The sequence below is a fragment of the Microbacterium sp. 1.5R genome (assembly GCF_007667425.1).
Lineage (GTDB): Bacteria > Actinomycetota > Actinomycetes > Actinomycetales > Microbacteriaceae > Microbacterium.
Window position 1 is genome coordinate 1,114,285 of sequence record NZ_VDRC01000001.1, and the last position, 21,751, is coordinate 1,136,035.

The following is a 21,751-nucleotide window of genomic DNA, read 5'->3' on the forward strand; positions in this document are numbered from 1 at the left end:
GGCCGCTGTGGGTAAGCGCTTTCCGAGATCATGGCATGGCCCGTGGAGGTTACGCAAGCGCTTTCGTCCGGCGCGGAACCGAGTCGGCGCGGGCAGGGGCGCGGAGCGCGTCAGGTGCGCGGAGCGCGTCAGGTGCGGAGCGCGTCAGCGGGTGCGGAGCGCGTCAGCGGGTGCTCGGGCGCGTCAGCAGGTGCGGAGCGCGTCAGCGGTGCTCGCGCGCTCGACGAGCACGGCCGGCACGACGGATGTCGCGGCGACGGGCGCACCCTCGATCTCGCCCACCAGCACCTCGACCGCGCGCTGCGCGAGGGCCGCGAAATCCTGCCTCACGGTCGACAGCGGGGGGCGGTAGTTCGCGGCATCCGGCACATCGTCGAAGCCGATCACGGCGACGTTCTCTGGGACGAGGCGGCCGACGTCCGCGAACGCGCGCAGGAGCCCGAGCGCCATCTGGTCGTTCGCGCAGAAGACCGCGGATGCCGCGGCCAGCGCCTCGCCCGCTGCGTACCCCGTCTCGGCGGACCAGTCTCCGCGCACCGGCTCAGGGGGCTCGATGCGCGCCGCACGCAGCGTCTCACGCCAGCCGCGCTCACGCTCGGCGGCGGCGAACGACTCTGCGGGGCCGGCGAGGTGATGCACGGTGCGATGGCCGAGATCGAGCAGGCGCTGTGTCGCGACGGCGGCTCCGCCGGCGTGATCGCTGTGCACCACGACCAGGCCCGACTCGGCGGGAGCGTCGACGACGACCAGCCGCAGACCGGCCGGGCGCTGTGCCGACGCCACCAGCGCCGACGCCTCGTTGAGCACGATCGCACCGTCGACGCCCTGCTCGGCGAGCCTCTCGAAGGCGTCATCGACACCGGTGCCCGCGGTCACGAGGGTGAGGGCGTACCCGCGGTGCGCCGCGGCCTCGGCCGTGGCCTGCAGCATCCGCGAATTGCCGATCGTCGCGAGCGTGGTCACCACGAGACCGATCGTCTGGGAGCGCCCGGTGCGCAGCGCGCGGGCGGCGCGGTGCGGCCGGTAGCCGAGGTCGGCCATCGCACGCTCCACCCGCTCCCGCGTCGCGGGGTCGACCCGCGGACTGCCGTTCACGACCCGCGAGACCGTCTGCCCCGAGACGCCGGCGCGACTGGCGACCGCGGCCATCGAGACGCGGTCACCGCCGGAGACGCGGCGCGCCTCGGCGGGCTCGGTGCCGTTACTCATCCTTCGCCTCCCGGTGGTACAGGCCATCGCGGACCGTTGTCTCGTGCTCTCCACGCCCGGCTCCGGAAGACCGTCGTGGGCATCGTCCGGCGCCGCCGTGTTGACGTTACCACGCGCCGCGATCTACCATGTTGACGTGAACACGGACGAGACCTCCGCATTGCCGGCCGAGACCCTGACCGCGGGCGTCGTCAAGCGCCGCACGACCCTGGCCGACGGGCGGGAGCTCCTGTACTTCGACGACCCCGACACCGAGCTCGGCCCCGACCGCGCCGTCGACACCAGAGCACTCGACGCGCGCGGCGAGACCGCCACCATGCGCCTCGACACCCTGACCGGCGACTGGATCACGGTCGCGGCGAACCGCCAGAACCGCGTCATGATGCCGAGCGCCGACGCCGACCCCCTCGCCCCGCAGTCGCCGACCAACCCGTCCGAGGTGCCGTCGCGCTACGACGTCGCGGTCTTCGAGAACCGCTCCCCCGCTTTCGGGCCCGCCCTCGCCGAGGCGACGGGCACGGCCCCCGAGGCCGGCAATGCGCCCCGCGGACTCGACGACCTGGCCGCGCTCGGCCTCGGCCGCACTCGCACCTCGGTCGGCCGCTGCGAGGTCGTCTGCTTCAGCCCTGAGCACACCGGATCGTTCGGCACCCAGACCGTGACCCGGGCCCGCACCGTGATCGAGGCGTGGGCCGACCGCACTGCGGCCCTGTCGCAGCTGCCCGGCGTCGAGCAGGTGTTCCCGTTCGAGAACCGCGGCGAGGCGATCGGGGTCACCCTGCCGCACCCGCACGGTCAGATCTACGCCTACCCGTACGTGACGCCCCGCACCACGAGGCTCCTCGATTCGATCGACCGCACGGCGCCCGATCTGTTCCAGCGGATCCTCGACTCCGAGCGCGACTCAGAGCGCGTCGTGCTGCGCGGCGAGCACTGGACCGCGTTCGTGCCGTTCGCCGCACGGTGGCCGCTCGAGGTGCACCTGATGCCGCACGAGCACGTGCCCGACCTCGCCGCCACGACCACCGCGCAGCGCGACGAGCTGGCCCCGCTGTACCTGCGGCTGCTGCGCGGCGTCGATGCGCTGTACGACACGCCGACGCCGTACATCGCCGCCTGGCACCAGGCACCGGTGCACACCGGGCGCGACACCGTGCGACTGCACCTGCAGCTCACGAGCCCCCGACGCGCCGCCGACAAGCTGAAATTCCTCGCGGGCTCCGAGGCCGCGATGTGGGCGTGGGCCGCCGAGGTGACCCCCGAGCAGGGCGCGGCGCGACTCCGCGAAGCCGTCGAGAGCGTCGGCGAGGTGACGGCATGACCGCCGCGGGCGCCCGCGCCGACGCGATGACGCTGCTCGCCGACCTCTCCGACGCTCCCAGGGAGGGCGTGTGGTCGGCACCCGGCCGCGTCAATCTCATCGGCGAGCACACCGACTACAACGAGGGCTTCGTGCTGCCGTTCGCGATCCCGCACCGCACGGTCGCCGCAGCCGCACGACGGGACGACGACCGCATCCGCGTCGCGTCGACGTTCGCGCCCGAGCCCGTCGAGGTGGCGCTGGCCGAGCTCGACGAGCTGTTCCCCACCGCCACCGGAGCGAGTCCGCGGGTGCCCGAGTGGGCCGCCTATCCGCTGGGCGTCGCGTGGGCCCTGCGTCAGGCGGGGGCACGGGGCTCCGGCGTCGACCTCGCGATCGCGTCCGACGTGCCGGTCGGTGCCGGACTCTCGTCGTCGGCGGCGATCGAGAGCGCCACGGCATCCGCTCTCAACGACCTGTGGGGAGCCGGCCTCGATCGCACCGCGCTCGCCCGCATCGGGCGCCGGGCCGAGAACGAGGCCGTCGGCGCGCCGACCGGCATCATGGACCAGATGGCGTCGATGCTGGGCGAGACCGACGCGGCGATCTTCCTCGACTGTCGATCGCTGGAGGCCGAGGCGGTGGCCGTCGGCGTCATCGACGCCGGACTCGAGGTCCTCGTGATCGACACCCATGTCTCGCACGCCCACTCCACGGGCGGGTACCGGGAGCGGCGGGCGTCGTGCGAGAAGGGCGCTGAGCTGCTCGGCGTGTTGAGCCTGCGCGACGTCGACACCGCCGACCTCGCTCGCGCCGAGCGGGTCATGGACGACGTCACCTTCCGCCGCGTGCGGCACATCGTCACCGAGAACCAGCGCGTGCTCGACACCGTCCGCACCCTCCGCGAGCACGGTCCGCGGGCGATCGGCGACCTGCTGGTGGCGTCGCACGCCTCGATGCGCGACGACTTCGAGATCTCCGTGCCCGAACTCGACACCGCGGTGGAGTCCGCCCTCGCCGCAGGCGCCCTCGGTGCGCGGATGACGGGCGGCGGCTTCGGCGGCGCGGCGATCGCGCTCATCGAACGCGACGCCGAGCAGGCGGTGACGGATGCCGTGCGCGCCGCGTTCGCGGCATCCGGCTACGCCGAGCCGACGGTCTTCACGGTCGTGCCATCGGCCGGCGCGCAGCGCGACGACTGACCGTTTCGAGTAGCGCGAACGGCAGCCCGACGCCCCTCGGAACGGCAATTCACGCGATTCGAAAGCGCCTGAGAAGATGGACCGAGCCGCGGACGCCGCGGCAGGAGGAGGATCATGTCCTGGATCGTGACCGGCGGCGCCGGCTACATCGGAGCCCACGTCGTGCGAGCACTCGCGGATGCCGCACTCTCGCCCGTCATCATCGACGACCTGTCCAGCGGCGTCGCCTCCTTCGCCCCCGAGGGGGTGCCGTTCGTACGAGGCACCATCCTCGACCGCGAGCTCGTCGAGCGGACGCTGCGCGAGCACGACGCCGAGGGCGTGATCCACGTCGCCGGGTACAAGTACGCGGGGGTCTCGGTGCAGCGCCCACTGCACACCTACGCCCAGAACGTCGAGGGCACCCGCGTGATCCTCGAGGCCATGCAGGCGACCGGCGTGCGCAACATGGTCTTCTCGTCGTCCGCCGCCGTGTTCGGCACGCCCGATGTGCCCCTCGTCGTCGAGGACACCGCGAAGCGCCCCGCGAGCCCCTACGGCGAGTCGAAGCTCATCGGCGAGTGGCTGCTGCGCGACCAGGCCACGGCGACGGCCGACACCGAGGCGCCGCTGCGCCACACCTCGCTGCGGTACTTCAACGTCGTCGGCTCCGCCGATCCCACCGTGTACGACGTGAGCCCGCACAACCTCTTCCCGATCGTGTTCGAGGCGCTGCTCCGCGGCGACACCCCGAAGATCTTCGGCGACGACTACGCCACGGAAGACGGCACCAACGTGCGCGATTACGTGCACGTCGGCGACATCGCCGCCGCGCACGTCGCCGCCGCCCAGCGCCTCGCGGCCGGAGACCCGATCGAGCCGGCCTACAACCTCGGCTCGGGCGACGGCCTCAGCGTGAAGCAGATCATGGATGCCGTGGCCCGCGTCACCGGCATCGACTTCACCCCCGAGATCGGTCCCCGTCGCCCCGGCGACCCCGACCGGATCGTCGCGACCGGCGAGCTCGCCGCCCGCGACCTCGACTGGAGGATGCGCTACTCGGTCGACGACATGGTGCGCACGGGCTGGGAGGCGCGTCGGCGCGCGTCCTGACGTCGCGTGGCGACCCGCGGCGGTCACCGCGTTTCGTCTCGTCGCTCAGAGGTCGCGCGTGCGGATCGGGTAGAGCCAGAAGCAGACCCATGCGAGCGCGGTGAACACGAGCGGCACGACCGCGACCATGATCCGGATGCCGCCGTCCACCGCCTCGGGCTGCGCGTCACCGAGCGACGCATCGAACCCCGAGGTGGTCAGCACGGCCGCGGCGACGACCGCCTGCAGCACCACCGACCCCCGCACGATGAAGCCGTTGACTCCGAAGTACGCCCCCTCGCGGCGGTGGCCGGTGCGCACGGCATCCTCGTCGATGATCTGCGCCAGCACGACCTCGAGCAGCTGCAGCAGCCCGCCCACGCCGACTCCCACGGCGACGCCGATCAGCGCGGCGGCGAGCACGCTCGTCGGCAGCAGGTAGCCGAGCACGGCGACGCCGAACACCGCGGCGCTCCACAGCAGGGCGGTGCGCGGCGAGGTGCGGCGCACGACGGCGCTCCAGAGCACGATCGACGGGATCGCGGTGACGAAGATCGCCCCCAGCAGCAGGCTCCCGTCGCCTTCGGCCGCGCCCAGCGAATACCGCACGTAGAAGGGGATCGCGGCGAGGATCACCGCGATCGACGTCTGCATGAAGAGCGAGCCGAGCACGTAGGGCACGAAGGCGCGGTTGGCGAACGTGTAGCGCAGCTGCGCACTCCAGCGCATCGCTTCCGAGGAGGCCTCAGGCACCCGCCGCTCGACCATCCCGCCGGCGAACGACGAGACCAGCAGCACCAGGCACACCGCCGAGAGCACGACGGCCATGCCCGGCCAGCCGATCGACCCGTACAGAGCGGGCGCGCCGGCCGTGCCGAGCACGATGCCGAGGATCGCGAAGATCTGCCGAGGCACGTTGCCGCGGGCGCGCTCCTCGGTGGTGCGGAAGATCTCGGGGAACAGGGCGGAGATGTTCAACACCACGACGACGAAGGCGACGTCGTAGACGGCCACGACGACGAGGAACCACACGATGAGTCCGGGGACGGGCAGTTCGGGCGGCATCCAGACGAGCGCGAAGGCGACCACGAGCGGCACGATGCCGAGCCCGATCCACGGGATGCGCCGACCCCACGGGGTGCGGATGCGGTCGGACAGCGCCCCGACGACGGGGTTCAGCACCGCGTTGAGGACGCCGTGCGCGATCATCGCCGCGGCGACCCACTCCGGGGGCACCCCGAGGTGCGTGACGTAGAAGTAGACGACGAACGCCGAGAACGTCTGCGTCATCAGCTGCGTCGGGAATCCGGAGGCTCCGAACGCGATCGTCTGCGCCCTCGACGGAGCGGCGTCGAGGCGTCGATCGCGCAGGCGCGTGGTGAGCGAGGTCATGCGCGTCCTCTCCGCTGCAGGTCGCGGAGGTCGCGCCAGCCGATCCGCACCAGTCCTTCGTCGGCGATCGTCCGGTGCACGACGGGATCGGACAGCAACCGCAGTTCGTGCCCGCGCTTCTCGGCGGCGAAGTCCACGAGAGAACGCAGCTCCACGTCGTCGACCATCGGATGCAGGTAGATCTCGGTGACCCCGGCCGGCACCGCGCGCAGCAGCGCGAGGAATCCGTCTCGGACCTGCTCGTACGTCTCCCCCGGCGCCTGGTCGAACGGATGCGTCCACAGCCGATCGACGATCTCCACGCCCCGCGCATCGGCCGCGGCCGCCGTCTCCGCGAGCTTCGTCCGCAGCGCCCCGTCGCCGACGGACCCCGTCATGTCGCGCGGGAGCCGGAACGGCAGACCGTGCCGGGCGGCGATGTCGAACACCGGTCCGAGGAAGTGGCGCCCGGTGAGCAGCCCGTACACCGAGCCCATGTGGTTGTCGAGATGCGTCACGTCGACGCCGGCATCCAGAGCCGCCTGCAGCTGGGCCTCGAGTTCCGCGGCGACATCGGCCTCGGAGGCCTGCTGCTCGACCGAGAGCACCTCGGCGGGGAAGAACCCGGCGTCGTCGACGAGCGTGGTGCCTACTCCGGTGAGCGGGCGCCACCGGTACCTGGTCCACTCGCTCGTGAGCACGAGGTGCACGCCCACATCGAGATCACGACGGGATGCCGCGAACGACAGCGCCTCCGGCGACCATGCGCACGGCACCATGACGGTCGCAGAATCGATGGCCCCATCGTGGAGCAAGCGCACGATCGCCGTGTTGGCCGCATGGCACATGCCGAAGTCGTCGGCGTTGATGATGACCGCCCGCGTCCCCGCCGCGAGGCCGAGCCGGGCGGCCAGGTCGGATGTCATCGACGTCCGACCCGCTCGGCCGACGGTACGACGCGCGAGAACACCGAGGCGCGCAGCGCGGCAGCCGCCTCCTGCACCGCGCCGACGAGCGGAGCCTCCGGGCCGAACGACGAGACGAGGAAGCGCATCGGCAGCTGCGCCGCGAACTCGTCGGCGACCCGCCTGACCGCGTCGACGAGCACCGGGTGCGCCGCCGACCCGCCGAGCACGAAGGCCTCCGGGTCGAGGATGAGCGCGACACTGCCCGCCGCGATCGTGAGCCTGCGGCCCATCTCGGCGGCCATGGCCATCGCGGCCTCATCGCCCTCGGCCGCCGCGTCGAGGTGCTGATCGATCGTGGCATCGGGGTCGCGGCCGTGCGTCAGCGCGAGATCGCGCACGACGGCGTCGCCGAGCACGGGCGCTCCGACCGGCAGTGGGGACTGCGGCAGGTACATGACCTCGCCCGCCACCCCGGAGAAGCCGCGGTGCAGTCGTCCGTCGATGACGATCCCCCCGCCGAGGCCGCCGTCGAGCAGCAGCAGCGCGAAGCTCGCCAGCTCGGCGCCGCGGCCGTCGCTGAGCTCGGCGAGCGCGGCGAGGTTCACGTCGTTCTCGACCCGCACCGGGCAGCCGAGCCTGGCCGAGAGCGCCGCGCGGAACGCACCGCCGTCTGGGCCCTGGTCGTCGCGAATCCCGCCGTCGGCCGTGACGATGCCGGGGACGCCGACGACGGCGACGTGCAGAGAACCGCTCTGCGAGGCGAGACAGGCGTCGATGAGCCCGGCGATGTGCTCGACGCGGTCGCCCCGCGGCGGGAAGGGCGCGTGATTCTCGACCCTGACGCCGCCGGTGGCATCCACGAGCGCGACGTGCGCCGCGCAGGTGTCGACGTGCACGGCGACCCCGAAGCCGAGCGCCGGGTGCAGGGCGACCCGCCCGGCCGCTGGACCGCGCGTCTCACGGTCGACGCCGGCGGAGGCCACGGCATCCGATCCTTCGAGCATGCGCAGCACCTGCGTCACCGCGGTGCGCGAGAGTCCGGTCTCGGTCATGAGCTCCGCCCGCGTGAGGGGCCCGCGGCGTGCGAGCGATTCGAGGATGGCACGTCCGTTGAGAGTGCGCAGCAAGGTCTGAGGACCGGCGAGCGGTCGTGCCATGAGGATCCCCCCGGAGTCGACGTGCGACCCAGCATAGACACATCGCGTCTGACCGGTCGAGCGGTCATTCCGGTGCGCTCAGTCCAGTGCGGTCATCACGTGCTTGAGGCGCGTGTAGTCGTCGAAGCCGTACTGCGAGAGGTCCTTGCCGTAGCCGGAGTGCTTGAAGCCGCCGTGCGGCATGTCGGACACGAACGGGATGTGGGTGTTGATCCACACGCAGCCGAAGTCGAGGTCGCGCGAGAAGCGCATCGCCCGCGTGTGCTCGCGCGTCCAGACCGACGATGCGAGGGCGTACGGCACGTCGTTCGCCATCGAGAGCGCCTGCTCCTCCGTGTCGAACGGCTGCACGGTGAGCACGGGGCCGAAGATCTCGCTCTGCACCGCCTCGTCGCCCTGGTGCAGACCCGTCACGATCGTCGCCTCGTAGAAGTAGCCGCGGTCGCCCTGACGACGCCCGCCGGTCGCGATCGTCGCATGCGCAGGAAGGCGGTCGACCACGCCCGACACCTGGGCGAGCTGGGCAGCACTGCTGAGCGGGCCGTAGAGCACGCCCTCCTCGTGCGGACCGCCCGTGCGGGCATCCGTCTTCGCCTTCTCGACCAGCGCGGCGACGAACTCGTCGTGCACCGACGAATGCACGAGCACGCGGGTGGCGGCCGTGCAGTCCTGCCCGGCGTTGAAGAACGCGCCGGTGACGATGCCCGAGGCCGCCTTGTCGAGATCGGCGTCGGGGAACACGATCGCTGGCGCCTTGCCGCCGAGCTCGAGATGCACGCGCTTCACGTCGGCGGCGGCCGACCGCGCCACCGCCATGCCCGCCCGCACCGACCCCGTGATCGCGACCATCTGCGGCGTCGGATGCTCGACGAGCGCCACTCCGGTGTCGCGGTCGCCGAGCACGACGTTCAGCGTGCCGGCCGGCGTGTGCACGGCCACGATCTCGGCGAGCAGCAGCGTGGTGAGCGGGGTCGACTCGGCGGGTTTCAGGACCACCGTGTTGCCAGCGGCGAGCGCCGGGGCGATCTTCCAGACCGCCATGTTCAGCGGGTAGTTCCACGGCGTGACCTGACCGATGACGCCGATGGGCTCGCGGCGGACGAACGAGGTGTGGCCGGCGAGGTACTCGGCAGCCGCCCGGCCCTCGAGGCTGCGGGCTGCCCCGGCGAAGAACCGCAGCTGGTCGATCGACTGCAGGATCTCGTCGGTCACGAGACTCGCGCGCGGCTTGCCGGTGTCCTTCGATTCGAGGTCGGCGAACTCCTCGGCGCGGGCCTGCATCTCGTCGGCGATCCGGAACAGCGCCAGCTGCCGGTCGGCCGGCGTGGTGTCGCGCCAGATCGGGAACGCGGCGGCGGCTGCGGCATAGGCCGCGTCGACGTCGGAGGCGTCAGAGACCGGCAGCTCGCCGTACGTCTCCTCGGTGGCGGGGTCGATCAGCGGCATCCGCCCTGCGCCGTTCACTGGGACGCGTCGACCGCCGATGAAGTTCTGCAGGGGTTCTGTGGCCATGCCCGCCATGCTAGCGAGCAGATCACGAATACAGAAGAGTATCCTGACAATGACGATGGAATCAGTTGCCAAACCCTCAGTCGCCTGTCAATATCGACATATGAGCGGCCCAGCGAAGCATCCGATGCTCGACGACATCTCGAAGCGCATCGTCGAGCTCCTGCAGGAGGACGGGCGCCGCCCCTATGCCGAGATCGGCCGAGAGGTCGGACTCAGCGAGGCGGCCGCCCGCCAGCGCGTGCAGCGCATGACCGAGGCGGGCATCATCCAGATCGTCGCAGTCACCGACCCGATGCAGCTGGGGTTCCACCGCATGTCGATGATCGGCATCCGCGTCACGGGTGACCCCCGGGCGGTCGCCGAGCAGCTGACCGAGATCACCGAGCTCGCCTACGTGGTGGTGACCCTCGGCACCTTCGACATCCTCGTCGAGGCGGTGTGCGAGAGCGACGCCGACCTGCTCGACCTCATCGCGACCCGCATCCGCACCATCCCCGGCGTCATCCACACCGAGAGCCTGCTGTACGCCGGGCTCTACAAAGACCTCTACAACTGGGGCACGCGCTGACCGCGCACCCCTCACGTCCGTTCATCAGCCGATCCGCACCGGAGTGATCATGGGAACCACCGTCTTCGAACGCCACCGCCCCTCGGATGCCGTCATCGACGCGTCGCTGCAGGGCACCGCGCTGAGCGTCTTCTGGCTCGACGACGTCGACCGCCCGTCGCACCCGCGGCTCTCCGGGACGATCTCCGCCGACCTCGTCATCGTCGGCGGCGGATACGCCGGTCTGTGGACCGCGGTGCGCGCGAAGGAGCGCGACCCGCAGCGCCGGGTCGTGCTGCTCGAGGCGTCGCGCATCGCGTGGGCGGCGTCCGGGCGAAACGGCGGCTTCTGCGAGGCGAGCCTCACGCACGGCCATGAGAACGGACTGACCCGCTGGCCGCAGGAGATCGACCGACTCGAAGAGCTCGGCCTGGAGAACCTCGACGGGATCGCTCGAACGGTGGAGCGATACGGGATGGATGCCGACTTCGAACGCACCGGTGCGATCACGCTCGCCGTCGAGCCGCATCAGATCGAGTGGCTGCGCGAGGAGGAGGGCTTCCTCGACCGCGAGGCCGTGCAGGCCGAGGTGCATTCGCCGACCTTCCTCGCCGGCGCGTGGGACCGCGAGGCCACCGCCCTCGTGCATCCCGCGAAGCTCGGCCTCGAGCTCGCGCGCGTCGCCGCCGACCTCGGTGTGGAGATCTTCGAGCACTCGCTCGTGCGGAGCATCGAGGGCGACGGAACGGGACCCATGACGGTCGTCACCCGCGACGGCGGACGCGTGGTCGCCGACGACGTCGCCCTCGCCACGAACGTCTTCCCGTCGCTGCTCAAGCGCAATCGGCTCATGACGGTGCCGGTGTACGACTACGTGCTGATGACCGAACCGCTGAGCTCCGAGCAGCTCGCGTCGATCGGCTGGTCGAACCGCCAGGGACTCGCCGACAGCGCGAACCAGTTCCACTACTACCGCCTGACCGCCGACAACCGGATCCTCTTCGGAGGCTACGACGCGGTGTACCACTTCGGCGGGAAGGTTCGGCCGGAGTACGAGGACCGGATGGAGAGCCACCGCAGACTCGCCTCGCACTTCTTCACGACCTTCCCGCAGCTCGAGGGGATGCGCTTCTCGCACCGCTGGGCAGGCGCCATCGACTCGTCCAGCCGGTTCTGCGCGTTCTTCGGCACCGCACGTCGAGGCCGCGTCGCCTATGCCACCGGCTTCACCGGCCTCGGCGTCGGCGCTGCCCGGTTCGCCGCCGACGTCATGCTCGACGAGCTGTCGGGGGCGAAGACCGAACGCACCGAGTTGGCGATGGTGCGCGAGAAGCCCATCCCGTTCCCGCCCGAGCCCGTCGCGTCGATCGGGGTCAATCTCGTCCGGGCCGCGATGGACCGCGCCGACCACAACGAGGGCAAGCGCAACCTGCTGCTCAAGACGCTCGACGCGGTCGGCATGGGGTTCGACTCGTGAGCGCGCTCGCAGCCGGGGCGGGGGTGGATGCCGCGGCGTTGCCGCTCGCGCACGCACCGCTCCCGGCATCCGATGTCGTGTCGGGGTCTCCGACGACCGCGACTGCCGCGCTCGGAGAGATCCGCGGCGTCGAGGTCGGCGTGTGGGAGATGACGCCGGGCACCGCATCCGACACCGAAGCCGACGAGATCTTCGTCGTGCTGTCGGGACGCGGCCGCATCGACTTCGTCGACCCGGCGGCACCGTCGATGGAGGTGGGCCCGGGGTCGATCGTGCGTCTCGCCGAGGGCCAGCGCACTGTCTGGACGGTCACCGAGACGCTGCGCAAGGTCTACATCGCCTGAGGCGGTGCCTCGTCCTTCAGTTGGCACCTCCTGCCGCAATTCCTCGCGAATTCCCGCCGTAGGCGCCAACTCAGCCGCCGCGCGCGGGGATAGTGCACGTCTGCACCTGCCGGCCCGGGGTTCAGTTGGCACCTCGTGCCGCAATCTCCCGCGAGTTTCCGCCGGAGGTGCCAACTCAGCCACCCTGCGCAGGCACCCTCAAGGTCGCCATCCCCGCCGCGTCAGCACCTCTCGCACGATTCGAGCGGCGACAGGCACAGCGCCGCGAATGTGGGCCGCAGTCAGCCGGACTACCTCGTACCCTTCGGCGACATAGGCGGCGTATTTCTCGATGTCACGGTTCCACTGACGGCGCGAGGTGCGGTGATGATCGCCTTCGATCTCGACGAGAACGCGAAACTCCGGGTAGGCGATCTCCGTGATACCGAGAAGCCTGCCCCACTCGTCGCGGATCTCGACGTCGAGCGAAGGTTCCGGCAAGCCCGCTCGCTCTGCGAGCAGGCGGAAGTCGGTCTCCAGGGGTGACGAGCTGCCGACGCGGATGAGAGTCAGGGCGGCCCGCATCCGCGCGATGCCGCGCCGACGCCCGGCATCCGTCGCACGCCGCAAGTCGTCGATGGAGGCAAGTGCGCCACCAGGATGCCGGAACCCGCCGGTCCCGCGAGGCTCGCGCACGATCGCGTCGCCGATGCGTACCAGCTCGTGCATCGACATCTCGGCTGCGAGAAGCGCCCAGGTCGACGCCGGATCGGACGCCCGCACCCCTTCGACCTCGACCACGGCGACGAGTCTCTGCGACACCTGGCGACTTCGGATGCCATGGCGGCGAGGTGCACGATGCGGAGACGGCACAGCCACCTCCAACGGGCCCGAGGAATCGACCGGCAGCCCCCAGAGCGCTGCGGCAGTGCGACCGGAGAAGAACGCATGCGCCACCATCAGGCGGCTGTAGAGTCGCGCTCGGTCTAGAAACTCCGCGCGCGGTGCGCGATCACCGGCGAAGGGGTCAGCGCTGTCACCGAAGCCGTCGCCGCGCGAGGCACCGGCGGGCGTCACTAGGAGGCCGCGATGCGGATGCGCGACGTCCCGAGCCCGCAGCCGCCCAATGGACACCCCGGCGGCGCGCGCTTCCTCCCACGTGAACACCGTGCCCAGCGACGAAGGAAGGGGAGTCGGATGCCGTGCCATCGCCCGAGTATCCCGGCCGCCACCCCACGCAAGCCCGGTCGCGAGCGCCAGGGGACGGCATCCGGGGAGAACTCCGACCTGGCCACGCCTGTGCAGAGGCGTCGGCCCCTCGCTCGCTTGGCACCTCCGGCGGCAATTACGTGCAGATTGCCACCTCGGGCGCCAACCGAACAGAGGGGACGGGGCACCCCTGCGCCGGGATCCCGACAGAGCCCCACTCAGGTGGCACCTGCTGCGGCAATTACGTGGAAGTTCCCACCTCAGGTGCCAACCGAACAGAGGGGACGGAGCACCCGACGAGCACCCGACGGAGCACCAAGCGAGCACCCGACGAGCACCAAGCGAGCACCCATCCATCAAGCACCCGACGGGCGCGAAGCTCGCACCGTACCGGTCATACCCCCAGCGGCCGGACGGAGGCGTAGGCGTCGGCGACGTCGCGGGTCTCGCTGTCGTACACGCGGACCATGCCGGCATCGCCCTCGTGTCGCGGCCACCCCGGATCGCCGTCCGTGACGAACGAGACGGCCGCCGCGTGCACCTCGTCGGCGAGCCTCTGCGGCGGGTTCGGCCCGGCGAGGTTCTCGATGCGCGGGCCGTCGAGGCAGTCGAAGAAGAAGGGCACGTCGAGGCAGTGCTCCGCGAAGCCGAAGCGTCCGGACGGCCACGAGAACCGGTACACCCAGGTCGGAGCGTCGCCGCGGTCGGACGAGACGCGCAGCACGCCGACCCGGAACATCCGGTCCGTGAGCACTCGACCGGCGAGCCGCGGCTTGCCGAGCCGCACGATGTCGTTGTTCGCCGCCAGGTACTCGGCCCGCACCGCGCGCGGCAGACCGAGCCGATCGAGCACGACGTTCCGCGGCACCCAGCGCAGAGCTCTCGCCACCGCCCCACCGAACACCATCGTGAACTCGTCGTCGGTCGCCCCGAGCACCAGCGGCTTGTCGGCGCCGACACCGGCTCGCAGCGACTCTCGCGTCGGCTGCGCGACGACGTCGCCGTCGACCACGGGCCCGAGCGGCAGCCCCTGATCGACCAGGCTCGCGATCTCGCGCGGGTTCAGGTGCGTCGCCCGCTTCTGCAGCGCCAGCAGCCGCAGCTCGTCGACTCCGGACAGTCCCGCGACCGTCGGATCGACGCCGGCCGAGGCGGCGAGCGCGCGGCCGAACGTCTCGGAGCGGGACGCAGCGACATCCGTCAGCGCGGGCGACACCGCGTACACGCGGTGGAAGAGGTGCTGCGCACTCCTCATGCCGAGCAGGGTGAGCACTGCCCCGCCGCCCGCCGACTGTCCGGCGATCGTCACGTGCGCTGGGTCACCGCCGAACGCGGCGATGTTCTGTTGCACCCACTCGAGTGCGAGCAGCCAGTCGCGCACCCCGCGGTTCGACGGCGCATCCTCGACCCAGCCGAACCCCTCGAAGCCCAGGCGGTAAGAGATCGTTACCGTCACGATCCCGTCGCGGTTGAAGTTGCGTCCGTCGTACCAGGGGCTCGCGGGCGAGCCGGTGGTGAAGCCGCCGCCGTGGATCCAGACGAGCACGGGCAGGCCGGCGGCATCCGGGTCGGGAGTGAAGACGTTCACGTTCAGGGTCGACTCGCCCTCGACGCTCGGCTCGGGGATGAGCGTGTCGCCCTGGTCGCCGCGCTGCGCCGTGGCCCCGAACTCCAGCGCATCGCGCACCCCTTCCCAGGGCGCATGCGGCACCGGGGCCGCGAACCGCAGCGACCCGACGGGCGGCTCGGCGAACGGGATGCCGAGGAACGCGGCAGACGCACCCTGCCCTCCCGTGCCGGGGCGCCAGCGCCCGCGGACGCGCCCTGCGGCGGTGTCGACCTCGACGTATTCGCTCATCCCGGCAGTCTGCCTGACGTGCTCGGGATCAGCCGCGAACGACGTCGGCGTGCGGCATCCGCGCGGTCATCACTCGCACCGCTTCGGGATTGTCGTCGACGAGCACGGCGTCGCGCCCGAGCGCCGAGGCCACCGCGCCGGTCGTGCCGCTGCCGGCGAAGAGGTCGAGCACCCGGTCGCCCGGCCGACTGGATGCCGTGACGATGCGCCGCAGGATCCCCTCGGGCTTCTGCGTCGGATACCCCGTCTTCTCGCGCCCGGTCGTCGGCACGATGGTGTGCCACCAGACGTCGGTGGGGAGCTTGCCCCGCGCGGCCTTCTCGGCCGTGACGAGCCCGGGAGCCATGTACGGCTCGCGATCGACGTCGTCGGAGTTGAACACGTACTCTCGCGGATTCTTCACGTACACGAGGATCGTGTCGTGCTTGGTCGGCCAGCGCCGCCGCGACTTCGCCCCGTAGTCGTACGCCCAGATGAGCTCATTGAGGAAGCAGTCGCGGCCGAAGACGGCATCCAGCATCACCTTGGCGTAGTGCGCCTCGCGGTAGTCGAGGTGCAGGTAGAGGGTTCCGTCGTCGGCGAGCAGCCGCCACGCCTCCTCCAGCCGCGGCATGAGGAAGTCGCCGTAGTCGTCGAAGCGGTCGTCGTAGGCGCGCAGCATCCCGCGCACGCGCTCGTACCGGTGGCCGTGAAACCCGTGCCGCACCTCGGTCGGCGGGGTCGGCGGTATCGGCGGTGTCGGCGGTGTCGGCGGTTCATCGCGCCTCAGAACCGCGACAGCTACGGCATCCCCGACCCCGGATCCCGCGGTCTCCCCGACGGACGCGTCCGGATCGTGCGGAGTCGTGGACGTGCGGCGTGCGGTCACGACCTGCCGCTCCTGGGCCCGACCGGTGTTGAAGGGCGGGTCGAGGTAGACGAGGGTGAACGAGCCGGAAGGCAGCGTCGCGGCGACGGCGAGATTGTCGCCCTCGATGACGGTCACGGCGCCGGGGGCGGATGCCGGAGCAGAATCCCGAGAGGGGTCGGTCACGGAACCCGGTGCAGCCATGCCTCGGTCGCGAACTTCGACTCCACGAGGTCTTCGGCGGCGGCGTACTCCTCGGGCGAGACCGTGCCGTCCTCGGCGTCGGTCAGCGACCGGAAGGTCTCGATGAAGCGCTCGATGATCGTCTCGCGCGTGAGGCCCGTCTGGCTGCGGAGCGGATCGACGCGCTTCGCCGCCGACGTGGTGCCTTTGTCACTGAGCTTCTCGCGGCCGATGCGCAGCACCTCGGTCATGACCTGACCGTCGAGGTCGTACGAGAGCGAGGCGTGGTGCAGCACCCCTCCGTTGGCGAGGCGCTTCTGCGCGGCTCCGCCGATCTTGCCACTGGGGCTCGCGATGTCGTTGAGCGGACGGTACACCGCGTCGATGCCGACCGAGCGCAGCGCCTGCAGCACCCAGTCGTCGAGGAACGCGTACGAATCGGCGAACGTCATGCCGGCCACGAGCGATGCCGGCACGTACAGCGAATACGTGATGATCTGCCCCGCGGGGATCAGCATCGCCCCGCCGCCCGAGATGCGGCGCACGACGTCGAAGCCGTGACGGGCCGCACCCTCGGGATCGACCTCGTTGCGGTACGACTGGAAGGAGCCGATCACGACGGCCGATCCGTCCCACTCCCAGATGCGCAGGGTCGGACGCCGGCGTCCCTCGCCGACACGGGAGGTGAGCACCTCGTCGAGCGCGAGGTTCATCTGCGGCGAGACGGCCTTGTCGTGCACGATCTCCCAGTCGAAGTCGCGCCATCCTGGGGCTGTGACGAGGGCGCGGCGCACCGCGGTCCCGACAGCCTCGGGAGTGAAGCCGAGCAGCTGGGCTCCGTCGGGGAGCGCCTGGCGCACCGCGGTCGCGATGGCGGTCGAGTCGGACTCCACCGGCAGCCCGTTCACCGCGGCGTTGATGTCGTCCAGCGCCGCGTCGGGCTCGAGGAAGAAGTCCCCGGCGAGGCGGAACCGGGCGATCCTGCCGTCCTCCACCTCGAGGTCGACGACGACGAGCTTTCCCCCTGGGACCTTGTATTCACCGTGCACGGTTCCAGCTTAAGGCGCTGCCCGACCGGTGTCCCGGGTTTCAGCGTCCGAGGACGACCGCGCGCTCCCCCGCCCGGATCGGCAGCGACCAGCGGTTGGCCGCAGGCGGCTGCGGGCACAGGTACTGATCCGAGAACGCGCACGGCGGGAGATAGGCGCGGTTGAAGTCGATCAGGGCCGCGCCGTCGGCATCCGGCTCCTCGATCGGCAGGAACCGGAACCGGTAGGTCTCGGTGCCGTTGGTCCCGTCGGCGAACACGGCGGTGAGACCGCCCTGCGACGCCCGTGTCGCCGACAGGGTGAGAGGGATGCCGTCGAGCTCGAAGTGCAGTCGACCGGCGAGCTCCTGCTCATGCGTCGCCCCGTCGATCGCGGTGATCGACACGGTCTCACCCGGCGTCGCCTCGAACCGCGCCGCGACCCGCCACCCCTCCCGTGGCGGGTACGCGTCGATGCCGCTGAAGCGCTCGCGCTCGGGTCGCCGCGGATCGAAGACCCGCAGCGCGACCGCCCCCCGACGGTCGAAGACCCGCAGTTCACGACGCCCGAGCCGCAGGGTCTGCGGTCCGTGCAGGGTGACGGTCGACCCCGCTGTACCGAGGTCGCTGCCGCGGATCCCCCCGTCTCCCGTGAGCGCCCAGAGCCCCGGGATACCCTCCACGGCCGCGGGCTCGGTGATGAGCCAGTTCGTCGACTCGAGCGCGGCAGGGCCGTACTCGGCGCCGGCATACCGCTCGCGCGACGCATGCCAGCCGCGCCAGTCCTCTTCGAAGCCCACCGCGATCCCTCCTCGCCGATCGACGCCCTCTGGCCGCGAATCTATGCGGAGGGACGGATGCCGGGCGCGCACCGCGTCACGCGGATTCACCCGCTGTCATACGGGGTCATCGGGCGTCATGCGGCGACGCATGGCGCGACGCGTCGCTCCGCGTGGGGAGGCATTCTCCGCGTAGGGAGGAGTTCTCCGCGTAGGGAGGCATTCTCCGCGGATAGGTTCCTCCCCACGGGGAGTTCTCCGCCCCACGGGTCAGCGCGGGGATGCCTGCGCCCGGATCAGCGCGGGGATGCCTGCGCCCGCATCAGCACGAGGATGCCGGCGCCCCCGCTCCGCGTAGGGAGGCATTCTCCGCGTAGGGAGGCATTTTCCGCGGATAGGTTCCTCCCCACGGGGAGTTCTCCGCCCCACGGGTCAGCGCGGCGGGATGCGGGCATCGAGCCAGGCCAGCACGTCGGCGCGGACCTCGGCCTGATTCAGCTCCGCGAAGATCTCGTGGCGCGCATCGGGGTAGACGAGAGTGGTGATGTCGCTGAGGCCGGAGCGGCTGCGGTACTCCTCGGCGAGGCGGTGCACGCTGCGGGGTCCCCCGACCGGATCGTCTCGACCGACGAGCAGCAGCAGTGGGATGTCGTGACCGAGGTCCTTCCGCGGTCGGCCGTAGAGCCGCGCGGCCTCGATCGGGCCGAACAGCTTCAGCAGGGGCACCTCGGTCGTGAGCGGGTCGTCGTGGAAGGCCGCCCAGACCTCGGGGTCGCGGCTCAGCCATTCGAGGCCGGTGGCGTCTGGCCCCGCCCAGCGCGCGTTCAGCGGCGCCGCATTGAGCGACCCGGGCACGCGCAGCGCCGACCCCGACAGGATCACGGCGTCCCATGCCTCGGGGTGGTCGTTCACGAGCATCTGAGCGAGGAACGACCCCCACGAGTGCCCCAGCAGCACGAGAGGCAGATCGGGGTGCTCGTCGGTGATGATGCCGGTGAGCTGCCAGACGGCGGCGACCGCCGCCCGCAGACCGCCCATGCCGAGACGGCCGAGCTTCGCCGGACCCTCGTGCTGACGGATGCCGGTGCGACCGTGTCCGCGGTGGTCGTCGGCGTACACGTGGAACCCGGCGCCGGTGAGCGCCGTGATCAGTGCGCCGTACCGACCGGCGTGCTCGCCGACGCCGTGCAGCAGCTGCACGACCCCCCGCGCCTCGCCGACCGCCTCGTGCACGTCGTAGACGATGGCGATGCCGTGGGCGTCGGTGAACTCGCGTGTATCCGTCACGTCCCCACCCTAGTGACCGGCATTCAGCCCTGGTGACCGATATTCAGCGCGATGACGCGAGCGCCGCAACGACCGCGCGGGCGGTGTCCAGGTCGGTGACCTCGTATCCGCCGACGCCGTCGGCCGCCGACCCCATGCGCACTCCGCCCTCTTCGCGCACGGTGCGCTTGGCGGAGAAGTGCAGGGCGTCGACGCCGATGGCGGCGAGGGCGGCGGCGCTCGCGGCATCCACTCCGCTCCCGGCCATGACCTCGATGGCACCGGCCGCCTCGGCGACCATCGCCCGCAGCGTCTCGACCCCGTCGATCGCCGCGGACGCGCCGCCGGAGGTGAGCACGCGGCGCATTCCGAGCGATCGGGCAGCGGCGAGGGTCACCACGGGGTCGGCGGTCACGTCGACCGCCCGATGCAGGGTGACGGATGCCGCGCCCGCGGCGTCGCGCAGCCTGGCCATCGCGGTGATGTCGAGGGCGCCGTCGGCGTCCAGCGCTCCGACGACGACCCCGTCGGCCCCGGCATCGACCGCTCGGCGGATGTCGCGCTCGGTGACCGCGATCTCGTCGGCGTCGTAGTGGAAGCCGCCCGGGCGCGGACGCACGAGCACGTGCACCTCGACACCGAGGTCGCGGGCGGTCTCGATCGCGAGCTCCAGGATCGCCGGCGACGGCGTGAGGCCGCCGAGCGGAAGCGCCTGCGCGAGCTCGATCCTCGTCGCACCGACCGCCCCGGCGACCCGCACTCCCGCGAGGTCCTGCACGGCGATCTCGACGGCGATGCCGGGGGCGGATGCTGAGGTCATGCGTCCATTCTGCCCGAGCGCCGCGAGCGCACAGGAGGCATGCGGCCCGTCAGCGCACGGGCAGCGTGCGTATCTCCAGCATGGCGGCGAAGCGCGCGTCGGCGTCGTCGAGATCGAGGTCTCCGACCTCGGCGACGCGTCGCAGGCGGTACCGGAAGGTGTTGGCGTGCACGAAGCACGCGGCAGCGGCGGCGGTGACGTCGCCGAAGTGGTCGAGCCAGGCGGTGAGGGTGTCGACGAGGTGCGCGTCATGGCGGGCGTCGTAGTCGATCAGTCGCGCGAGCGGACCAGAGGCGAGGTCGCCGCGCGCGCTGCGCAGATCGCGCAGGTCGAGCAGCAGCGAGTCGGTCTCGACATCGGCGATGCGGGCGAGGCTGCGCTGCCGAGAGGCGCGCTCGACCACGACACGCAGCGCCCGGTGCGCCTCGGCGCGGGAGCGCGCGATCTCGGCCACGGTCGCCGCGGGGCGGCCGATGCCGATCACCGCGGGGATGCGGTCGCCGACGCGCTGCAGGAAGTCCTCGGCGAGGCGGACCGACCGGTCTTCGGCCGCGGCATCGGCCACCGGCAGGATGCCGTACACGGTGTCGCCGACGAGGGCCACGGCCGCACCCTGCTGCACGGCCGACAGGTGCAGGGCGAGGGCGTCGGTGAGCCGTTCGCGCTCGGCGATGGAGTCGTGCTCGGTGCCGTCCTCGCCGCGCGGCGCGAGCGCCGTCGCCATCACCCAGACGCGGCGGCCCGCGAGCCCGAGGCGTCCGAGCGCGTCCTGAGCGTCGGGCCCGCCGTCGACCGCGCGGCTGACGAGCTCGGCGCGGAGACTGCGCTGCGCGTCGGCACCCGCCCGGATGCGCAGCAGGTGCAGCGCCACGAGCGTGGTCGCGTCGCGCAGGGTGGCGGAGCGCTCTTCCGTGAGCGGCCCGTCCATGGCGGCCCAGATCGAGCCGAGGACCTCGTCGCCTGCGCGAACGGCGATCGCGATGCGCTGCGTCGACACGCCCTCGCCGAGCCGGACGGGATCGACGACCACCGGCGCATCGCCGCGGTACAGGTCGCGGAAGACGCCCATCTCGGTGAGCACCCGCGCGTAGCGGTCGGGCACCTGCCGGCCGATGATGGTCTCGACGCGCGAGGGGTCGGCCGCCTCCTGTCCGCCCGAGAAGGCGAGCACGCGCGACGACCGGTCCTCGATCGTCACGGGGGCGTCGAGCAGTGCCGCGATCGCGTTCGCCACGGCGAAGAGGTCGCCCGACGAGACCCCGCCCAGCGACTCCGCCGGTGTATGACCAACGTCGTCCTCGGCGAGGAGGGACCGCAGCAGAGCGGCCAGCTGCGTCCACGTCGCTCCGCGGGCGAGGCCGAGGATCGCGACGCCGGCGCCGTCGGCGGCATCCCGCACGCTCGGCGCGAGTTCCGTCGATGCGCGGACGACCACCGCGACCGCGCCGCGCTCCCCCGCCTCGCGGACCAGAGCCGCGAGCTCGTCGGCGTCGCGCAGCGCGACCGCGAGCACCACGGCGCCCTGCGGGTAGACCGGCTCGTCGAGCGGATCGTGGATGACGATGCCGCCGATCTGCCGGTCGACGTCGATGCGCCCGTAGGCCACGTCGAGCAGCGTCACGCCGAGATCGTCGATCACGCGACCCCAGCTCGACCGTGACAGCGCGCTCATATCGGCGAGCATA

The 21,751-nt window shown here is 71.6% G+C and carries 19 protein-coding genes; 6 read left to right on the forward strand and 13 right to left on the reverse strand.

Translation table 11 applies throughout. The features are described 5' to 3' along the window. Positions 1-183 precede the first annotated feature (183 nt). Complete coding sequence (locus tag FSY98_RS05505) at positions 184-1,209, reverse strand: LacI family DNA-binding transcriptional regulator (RefSeq protein WP_260857289.1); 1,026 nt, start codon at positions 1,207-1,209, stop codon at positions 184-186. A 136-nt stretch (positions 1,210-1,345) separates the two neighbouring features. On the opposite strand from FSY98_RS05505, the gene galT reads away from it, so the two are divergent. The 3 genes from galT (at position 1,346) to galE (ending at position 4,803) form a co-directional block, all read left to right on the forward strand. Then, positions 1,346-2,530 (forward strand): galactose-1-phosphate uridylyltransferase, encoded by a 1,185-nt coding sequence (galT, locus tag FSY98_RS05510; protein WP_144874684.1) that lies wholly within the window; start codon positions 1,346-1,348, stop codon positions 2,528-2,530. Then, positions 2,527-3,711, forward strand: coding sequence for a galactokinase (galK, locus tag FSY98_RS05515; protein WP_144874687.1), 1,185 nt, complete (start codon positions 2,527-2,529; stop codon positions 3,709-3,711). Before galT ends, galK begins: the two co-directional genes overlap by 4 nt. A gap of 114 nt (positions 3,712-3,825) precedes the next feature. Further along, positions 3,826-4,803 (forward strand): UDP-glucose 4-epimerase GalE, encoded by a 978-nt coding sequence (galE, locus tag FSY98_RS05520; protein WP_144874689.1) that lies wholly within the window; start codon positions 3,826-3,828, stop codon positions 4,801-4,803. Between the two features lie 45 nt (positions 4,804-4,848). On the opposite strand, the gene FSY98_RS05525 is transcribed toward galE, so the two are convergent. The 4 genes from FSY98_RS05525 to FSY98_RS05540 form a co-directional block, all read right to left on the reverse strand. Next, positions 4,849-6,174 (reverse strand): MFS transporter, encoded by a 1,326-nt coding sequence (locus FSY98_RS05525; RefSeq protein ID WP_144874691.1) that lies wholly within the window; start codon positions 6,172-6,174, stop codon positions 4,849-4,851. Continuing rightward, entirely contained in the window at positions 6,171-7,079 is a 909-nt protein-coding gene (locus tag FSY98_RS05530) for a polysaccharide deacetylase family protein (protein ID WP_144874693.1), read from the reverse strand. Before FSY98_RS05530 ends, FSY98_RS05525 begins: the two co-directional genes overlap by 4 nt. Further along, positions 7,076-8,218 carry an ROK family transcriptional regulator gene (locus tag FSY98_RS05535; RefSeq protein WP_144874695.1) on the reverse strand — a complete coding sequence of 381 codons (1,143 nt, stop codon included), beginning with the start codon at positions 8,216-8,218 and terminating at the stop codon, positions 7,076-7,078. Before FSY98_RS05535 ends, FSY98_RS05530 begins: the two co-directional genes overlap by 4 nt. Positions 8,219-8,296: 78 nt before the next feature. Beyond that, entirely contained in the window at positions 8,297-9,730 is a 1,434-nt protein-coding gene (locus FSY98_RS05540) for a gamma-aminobutyraldehyde dehydrogenase (RefSeq protein WP_144874697.1), read from the reverse strand. 100 nt (positions 9,731-9,830) lie between these two features. Between FSY98_RS05540 and FSY98_RS05545 the strand changes: the two genes are divergently transcribed. Genes FSY98_RS05545 through FSY98_RS05555 form a run of 3 tightly spaced genes read left to right on the forward strand, consistent with a single transcriptional unit; the run spans position 9,831 to position 12,098 of the window. Further along, on the forward strand, positions 9,831-10,298 hold the full coding sequence (locus FSY98_RS05545) for an Lrp/AsnC family transcriptional regulator (protein ID WP_144874699.1): 468 nt from the start codon (positions 9,831-9,833) through the stop codon (positions 10,296-10,298). 49 nt (positions 10,299-10,347) lie between these two features. After that, a complete protein-coding gene (locus FSY98_RS05550; RefSeq protein ID WP_144874701.1) occupies positions 10,348-11,754 on the forward strand; it encodes an FAD-binding oxidoreductase in 1,407 nt (468 codons plus the stop codon). Beyond that, entirely contained in the window at positions 11,751-12,098 is a 348-nt protein-coding gene (locus tag FSY98_RS05555; protein ID WP_144874703.1) for a cupin domain-containing protein, read from the forward strand. The genes FSY98_RS05550 and FSY98_RS05555 overlap by 4 nt, the downstream gene beginning before the upstream one ends. Before the next feature lie 198 nt (positions 12,099-12,296). Here the strand turns inward: FSY98_RS05555 and FSY98_RS05560 are convergent, their stop codons facing one another. The 8 genes from FSY98_RS05560 to FSY98_RS05595 form a co-directional block, all read right to left on the reverse strand. Continuing rightward, complete coding sequence (locus FSY98_RS05560; protein WP_144874705.1) at positions 12,297-12,899, reverse strand: hypothetical protein; 603 nt, start codon at positions 12,897-12,899, stop codon at positions 12,297-12,299. Positions 12,900-13,680: 781 nt separating this feature from the next. Then, on the reverse strand, positions 13,681-15,144 hold the full coding sequence (locus tag FSY98_RS05565) for a carboxylesterase/lipase family protein (protein ID WP_144874707.1): 1,464 nt from the start codon (positions 15,142-15,144) through the stop codon (positions 13,681-13,683). 28 nt (positions 15,145-15,172) lie between these two features. Then, positions 15,173-16,195, reverse strand: a complete 1,023-nt coding sequence (locus FSY98_RS05570; RefSeq protein ID WP_144874709.1) for a site-specific DNA-methyltransferase — start codon at positions 16,193-16,195, stop codon at positions 15,173-15,175. Further along, positions 16,174-17,223, reverse strand: a complete 1,050-nt coding sequence (locus tag FSY98_RS05575) for a lipoyl protein ligase domain-containing protein (RefSeq protein WP_144874711.1) — start codon at positions 17,221-17,223, stop codon at positions 16,174-16,176. Before FSY98_RS05575 ends, FSY98_RS05570 begins: the two co-directional genes overlap by 22 nt. A gap of 40 nt (positions 17,224-17,263) precedes the next feature. Further along, complete coding sequence (locus tag FSY98_RS05580) at positions 17,264-18,001, reverse strand: DUF1684 domain-containing protein (protein WP_144874712.1); 738 nt, start codon at positions 17,999-18,001, stop codon at positions 17,264-17,266. A gap of 411 nt (positions 18,002-18,412) precedes the next feature. Then, on the reverse strand, positions 18,413-19,267 hold the full coding sequence (locus FSY98_RS05585) for an alpha/beta fold hydrolase (RefSeq protein ID WP_144874714.1): 855 nt from the start codon (positions 19,265-19,267) through the stop codon (positions 18,413-18,415). 43 nt (positions 19,268-19,310) lie between these two features. Further along, positions 19,311-20,066: a copper homeostasis protein CutC gene (locus FSY98_RS05590; RefSeq protein ID WP_144874716.1), complete on the reverse strand. Its 756-nt coding sequence runs from the start codon at positions 20,064-20,066 to the stop codon at positions 19,311-19,313. Between the two features lie 49 nt (positions 20,067-20,115). Further along, positions 20,116-21,738: a CdaR family transcriptional regulator gene (locus FSY98_RS05595; RefSeq protein ID WP_144874718.1), complete on the reverse strand. Its 1,623-nt coding sequence runs from the start codon at positions 21,736-21,738 to the stop codon at positions 20,116-20,118. Between the last annotated feature and the right edge of the window lie 13 nt (positions 21,739-21,751).

What these genes read in the sequence shown, in the direction of transcription:
- FSY98_RS05505 (WP_260857289.1), bottom strand. Translation starts at nt 1,209, where the DNA reads ATGAGTAACGGCACCGAGCCCGCCGAGGCGCGCCGCGTCTCCGGCGGT.
- galK (WP_144874687.1), top strand. Translation starts at nt 2,527, where the DNA reads ATGACCGCCGCGGGCGCCCGCGCCGACGCGATGACGCTGCTCGCCGAC.
- galE (WP_144874689.1), top strand. Translation starts at nt 3,826, where the DNA reads ATGTCCTGGATCGTGACCGGCGGCGCCGGCTACATCGGAGCCCACGTC.
- FSY98_RS05525 (WP_144874691.1), bottom strand. Translation starts at nt 6,174, where the DNA reads ATGACCTCGCTCACCACGCGCCTGCGCGATCGACGCCTCGACGCCGCT.
- FSY98_RS05530 (WP_144874693.1), bottom strand. Translation starts at nt 7,079, where the DNA reads ATGACATCCGACCTGGCCGCCCGGCTCGGCCTCGCGGCGGGGACGCGG.
- FSY98_RS05535 (WP_144874695.1), bottom strand. Translation starts at nt 8,218, where the DNA reads ATGGCACGACCGCTCGCCGGTCCTCAGACCTTGCTGCGCACTCTCAAC.
- FSY98_RS05540 (WP_144874697.1), bottom strand. Translation starts at nt 9,730, where the DNA reads ATGGCCACAGAACCCCTGCAGAACTTCATCGGCGGTCGACGCGTCCCA.
- FSY98_RS05545 (WP_144874699.1), top strand. Translation starts at nt 9,831, where the DNA reads ATGAGCGGCCCAGCGAAGCATCCGATGCTCGACGACATCTCGAAGCGC.
- FSY98_RS05550 (WP_144874701.1), top strand. Translation starts at nt 10,348, where the DNA reads ATGGGAACCACCGTCTTCGAACGCCACCGCCCCTCGGATGCCGTCATC.
- FSY98_RS05565 (WP_144874707.1), bottom strand. Translation starts at nt 15,144, where the DNA reads ATGAGCGAATACGTCGAGGTCGACACCGCCGCAGGGCGCGTCCGCGGG.
- FSY98_RS05570 (WP_144874709.1), bottom strand. Translation starts at nt 16,195, where the DNA reads ATGGCTGCACCGGGTTCCGTGACCGACCCCTCTCGGGATTCTGCTCCG.
- FSY98_RS05590 (WP_144874716.1), bottom strand. Translation starts at nt 20,066, where the DNA reads ATGACCTCAGCATCCGCCCCCGGCATCGCCGTCGAGATCGCCGTGCAG.
- FSY98_RS05595 (WP_144874718.1), bottom strand. Translation starts at nt 21,738, where the DNA reads ATGAGCGCGCTGTCACGGTCGAGCTGGGGTCGCGTGATCGACGATCTC.